Origin of the sequence: Aeromonas sp. HMWF017, from assembly GCF_003061465.1 — a bacterium.
In the GTDB taxonomy this organism is placed as follows: Bacteria; Pseudomonadota; Gammaproteobacteria; order Enterobacterales; family Aeromonadaceae; genus Aeromonas; species Aeromonas veronii.
Window position 1 is genome coordinate 1 of the sequence record NZ_QAJD01000116.1, and the last position, 4,451, is coordinate 4,451.

Here is a 4,451-nt window from a genome sequence, read left to right on the forward strand (position 1 = left end):
GTTGTTCCAGCAACAGAAGGGCACCATCATTGAGATGTTCAACATGTTCAGTGGTGGTGCACTCTCGCGTGCTTCTATTCTTGCGTTGGGGATCATGCCGTACATTTCGGCATCGATCATTATCCAGCTGCTGACAGTGGTTCACCCCGCTCTTGCTGAACTCAAGAAAGAAGGTGAATCCGGCCGTCGCAAGATTAGCCAATATACCCGTTGGGGCACGCTGGTTTTGGGAACTTTCCAGGCCATTGGTATTGCAACCGGTCTGCCGAATATGATGCATGGACTCGTGACTAATCCGGGTCTAGGCTTCTATTTCACAGCGGTTGTGAGTCTGGTCACCGGTACCATGTTTTTGATGTGGTTGGGTGAGCAGATTACCGAGCGTGGGATTGGTAATGGTATCTCGTTGATTATTTTCACAGGTATCGTTGCTGGTCTGCCGCATGCCATTGGCGCTACGGCCGAACAGGCACGTCAAGGGGAATTGCACATCCTGCTGTTGTTGTTGCTGGGCTTGATTGTTTTCGCAGTGACTTACTTTGTGGTGTTCGTGGAGCGTGGTCAGCGTCGTATCGTTGTTAACTATGCCAAGCGTCAACAAGGCCGCCAGGTATTTGCCGCGCAAAGCACACACCTGCCGTTGAAAGTGAATATGGCTGGTGTGATTCCTGCGATTTTCGCATCCAGTATCATCCTCTTCCCGGGGACCATTACCTCCTGGTTTGGTCAGGGTGAGGGTAAAGTAGCTGATATCCTGCAACAGGTCTCTATGGTCCTGCAGCCGGGTCAACCGCTTTACGAGATGCTGTATGCAGCAGCCATTATCTTCTTCTGCTTCTTCTATACCGCGCTGGTGTTCAACCCCCGCGAGACAGCAGATAATCTGAAGAAGAGTGGAGCCTTTATCCCGGGGATTCGCCCGGGCGAGCAGACAGCACGTTACATCGATAAGGTTATGACTCGCCTGACATTGGCAGGTGCGCTCTATATAACCTTTATCTGTCTGGTACCCCAGTTCTTGATGACTGCCTGGAACGTACAGTTCTACTTCGGTGGCACTTCGCTGCTGATTATCGTGGTAGTTATCATGGACTTCATGGCTCAGGTACAAACCCATATGATGTCTCATCAATATGGCGACGTCCTGAGGAAGGCCAACCTGAAGGGCTACGGCCGCTAAAGGTCGGCGTAGTTACGGAGTTAAGCAATGAAAGTTCGTGCTTCCGTTAAGGCAATCTGCCGTAACTGCAAAATCATCAAGCGTCACGGTGTGGTGCGTGTGATTTGCAGCGAGCCAAAGCATAAACAGCGCCAAGGCTAATTTTTTACGGTTAGTACTTGCAACAAATAGTTGTGCTGGCTAATATAGCCAGCCAACTTTTGTTGTGTATTGGTTGACCGCCACGTATCCGCTCACGGGCTTTGTGGTGGTCGTAATCTACTATATGTAGGAGTGAATAGTGGCCCGTATCGCTGGCATTAACATTCCTGACCATAAGCATGCAGTCATCGCTTTGACTGCGATTTATGGCGTCGGTCGTACCCGCTCCAAGGCCATCTGTGCCGCAGCCGGTATCGCTGAGAATGTGAAAATTAAAGACCTGGACGAAGCTCAGATCGAGAGTCTGCGTGAACAAGTAGGTAAATTCACCGTTGAAGGTGACCTGCGTCGTCAGATTTCCATGAACATCAAGCGATTGATGGATCTGGGTTGCTACCGTGGTTTGCGTCACCGTCGTAGCCTGCCTGTTCGTGGTCAACGTACCAAGACCAACGCTCGTACCCGTAAGGGTCCGCGCAAGGCTATCAAGAAGTAACGGGAAGGTAGAAAATGGCTAAAACTCCGACTCGTGCTCGCAAGCGCGTTAAAAAGCAAGTGAGCGACGGTATTGCGCACGTTCATGCATCTTTCAACAACACAATCGTGACCATTACTGACCGTCAGGGCAATGCTCTGTCTTGGGCTACTTCTGGTGGTTCCGGTTTCCGTGGTTCTCGTAAGTCCACCCCGTTCGCTGCTCAGGTAGCTGCCGAGCGCGCTGGTGAGATGGCCAAAGAATATGGCGTCAAGAACCTGGAAGTCATGGTCAAAGGTCCGGGTCCCGGTCGTGAGTCTTCCATCCGCGCCCTGAACGCGGCTGGTTTCCGCATCACTAACATTACTGATGTGACTCCGATCCCGCACAACGGTTGTCGTCCTCCCAAGAAGCGCCGCGTATAACGCTGTAGCTACTTGGTCTAGGATTGTTGGAGAAAGAAGATGGCAAGATATATCGGTCCTAAGCTTAAGCTTAGCCGTCGTGAGGGCACCGACCTCTTCCTGAAGTCAGGTGTTCGTGCGATTGATTCTAAGTGCAAGATTGACACCGCCCCTGGTCAGCACGGTGCGCGTAAAGCGCGTCTGTCCGACTACGGTGTTCAGTTGCGCGAGAAACAAAAAGTTCGTCGTATCTACGGCGTATTGGAAAAACAGTTCCGCAACTACTACCGCGACGCTGCCCGTCAAAAGGGTAACACCGGTGAAAACCTGTTGCAGCTGCTGGAAGGTCGTTTGGACAACGTTGTTTACCGTATGGGCTTCGGCGCTACCCGTGCTGAATCTCGTCAGCTGGTGAGCCACAAGGCCATCATGGTAAACGGTCGCGTTGTGAACATTCCTTCTTTCCAGGTTTCCCCTGAGGACGTGATCTGCGTTCGTGAGAAGGCTAAGAAGCAAGCGCGTATCAAAGCTTCCTTGGAAGTTGCTGGTCAGCGCGAGAAGCCGACTTGGGTAGAGGTTGACGCCGCTAAAATGGAAGGTGCTTTCAAGCGTCTGCCAGAGCGTTCCGACCTGTCTGCCGACATTAACGAACAGCTGATCGTCGAGCTTTACTCCAAGTAAAGCTAGCTTCTAAAGAGAGGACACAATGCTGGGTTCTGTAACAGATTTTCTTAAACCGCGGCTAGTTGACATCGAGCAAGTTAGCCCGACTCATGCGAAAGTGACTCTTGAGCCACTCGAGCGTGGCTTTGGTCACACGCTGGGCAACGCCCTGCGTCGTATTTTGCTGTCATCTATGCCCGGTTGTGCAGTTACTGAAGTCGAAATTGACGGGGTACTGCATGAGTACAGCAGCAAAGAAGGTGTACAGGAAGACATTCTTGAAATCCTGCTCAACCTGAAAGGTATCGCTGTGAAGCTGGAAGGCAAGGACGAGGTAACTCTGTCCCTGACCAAGTCTGGAACAGGCCCCGTTACCGCTGGTGATATCACTCACGGTGATGAAGTCGAGATCGTAAACCCGGAGCACGTAATCTGCCACCTGACTGGTGCCAATGCTGAAATCAGCATGCGCCTGAAAGTTCAGCGCGGTCGTGGTTATGTGCCTGCTTCTGCTCGTGTTCACAACGATGACGAAGAGCGTCCTATTGGTCGCCTGCTGCTGGACTCCGCGTTCAGCCCCATCGTTCGTATTGCCTACAATGTTGAGGCAGCACGTGTGGAACAGCGTACCGACTTGGACAAGCTGGTCATCGACATGGAGACCAATGGTACCCTGGATCCTGAAGAAGCCATCCGTCGTTCTGCCACTATTTTGGCCGAGCAACTGGAAGCCTTCGTGGATCTGCGCGATGTCAGCGTGCCCGAGAAGAAAGAAGAGAAACCCGAGTTTGATCCGATTCTGCTACGTCCTGTCGATGATTTGGAGCTGACAGTTCGTTCTGCGAACTGTCTGAAGGCAGAAGCTATCCACTATATTGGTGATCTGGTACAGCGTACCGAAGTTGAGTTGCTTAAGACTCCTAACCTCGGTAAGAAGTCCCTGACTGAGATCAAGGACGTGTTGGCCTCCCGTGGTCTGTCTCTTGGCATGCGCCTTGAGAACTGGCCGCCCGCCAGCATCGCTGACGAGTAATCCAGATTACGGGTTTCACAGATTTAGTTAGAAGGATAAGGTCATGCGCCATCGTTTGAGTGGTCGTCAACTGAACCGGAACAGCAGCCATCGTCAGGCAATGTTCCGCAACATGGCCAGCTCCCTGGTTCGTCATGAGATCATCAAGACGACTCTGCCTAAGGCAAAAGAGCTGCGTCGTGTAGTTGAACCGCTGATCACCCTTGCCAAGACTGATAGCGTTGCTAATCGTCGCCTGGCATTTGCCCGTACTCGCGATAACGCGATCGTGGCTAAGCTGTTCAATGAACTGGGCCCGCGCTACCTGGAGCGCGCCGGCGGTTATACTCGCATTCTGAAATGCGGTTTCCGTGCAGGCGACAACGCCCCTATGGCTTATATTGAGCTGGTAGACCGCCCGGCCGCTGCTGAAGCAGCTGCTGAGTGATAAAGAAAAAGCCGGGCTTGTCCCGGCTTTTCTTTTAATCCATTCTGATACTGCCTCAACTGCCTCAACTGCCTCAACTGCCTCAACTGCCTCAACTGCCTCAACTGCCTCAACTGCCTCAACTGCCT

General features: G+C 52.2%; 7 protein-coding genes. All 7 read left to right on the forward strand.

The genetic code is table 11. The annotated features are described in order from the left end of the window. Positions 1–1,180, forward strand: a 1,180-nt coding sequence (gene secY, locus DBR30_RS11390; RefSeq protein ID WP_108588353.1) for a preprotein translocase subunit SecY, incomplete at its 5' end; no start/stop codon positions are given. A 27-nt stretch (positions 1,181–1,207) separates the two neighbouring features. Next, complete coding sequence (rpmJ, locus tag DBR30_RS11395) at positions 1,208–1,321, forward strand: 50S ribosomal protein L36 (RefSeq protein WP_005319705.1); 114 nt, start codon at positions 1,208–1,210, stop codon at positions 1,319–1,321. A 139-nt stretch (positions 1,322–1,460) separates the two neighbouring features. After that, positions 1,461–1,817, forward strand: a complete 357-nt coding sequence (gene rpsM / locus DBR30_RS11400) for a 30S ribosomal protein S13 (RefSeq protein ID WP_005307991.1) — start codon at positions 1,461–1,463, stop codon at positions 1,815–1,817. A gap of 14 nt (positions 1,818–1,831) precedes the next feature. Then, entirely contained in the window at positions 1,832–2,221 is a 390-nt protein-coding gene (gene rpsK / locus DBR30_RS11405) for a 30S ribosomal protein S11 (protein ID WP_005307993.1), read from the forward strand. A gap of 39 nt (positions 2,222–2,260) precedes the next feature. Further along, on the forward strand, positions 2,261–2,881 hold the full coding sequence (gene rpsD, locus DBR30_RS11410; RefSeq protein ID WP_005340600.1) for a 30S ribosomal protein S4: 621 nt from the start codon (positions 2,261–2,263) through the stop codon (positions 2,879–2,881). A gap of 25 nt (positions 2,882–2,906) precedes the next feature. Continuing rightward, a complete protein-coding gene (locus tag DBR30_RS11415) occupies positions 2,907–3,896 on the forward strand; it encodes a DNA-directed RNA polymerase subunit alpha (RefSeq protein ID WP_005307997.1) in 990 nt (329 codons plus the stop codon). Between the two features lie 43 nt (positions 3,897–3,939). Next, positions 3,940–4,323 (forward strand): 50S ribosomal protein L17, encoded by a 384-nt coding sequence (gene rplQ / locus DBR30_RS11420; protein WP_005307999.1) that lies wholly within the window; start codon positions 3,940–3,942, stop codon positions 4,321–4,323. Positions 4,324–4,451 lie beyond the last annotated feature (128 nt).

Coding starts and splice junctions, on each gene's coding strand:
- rpmJ (WP_005319705.1), top strand. CDS start 1,208: ATGAAAGTTCGTGCTTCCGTTAAGGCAATCTGCCGTAACTGCAAAATC.
- rpsK (WP_005307993.1), top strand. CDS start 1,832: ATGGCTAAAACTCCGACTCGTGCTCGCAAGCGCGTTAAAAAGCAAGTG.
- rpsD (WP_005340600.1), top strand. CDS start 2,261: ATGGCAAGATATATCGGTCCTAAGCTTAAGCTTAGCCGTCGTGAGGGC.
- DBR30_RS11415 (WP_005307997.1), top strand. CDS start 2,907: ATGCTGGGTTCTGTAACAGATTTTCTTAAACCGCGGCTAGTTGACATC.
- rplQ (WP_005307999.1), top strand. CDS start 3,940: ATGCGCCATCGTTTGAGTGGTCGTCAACTGAACCGGAACAGCAGCCAT.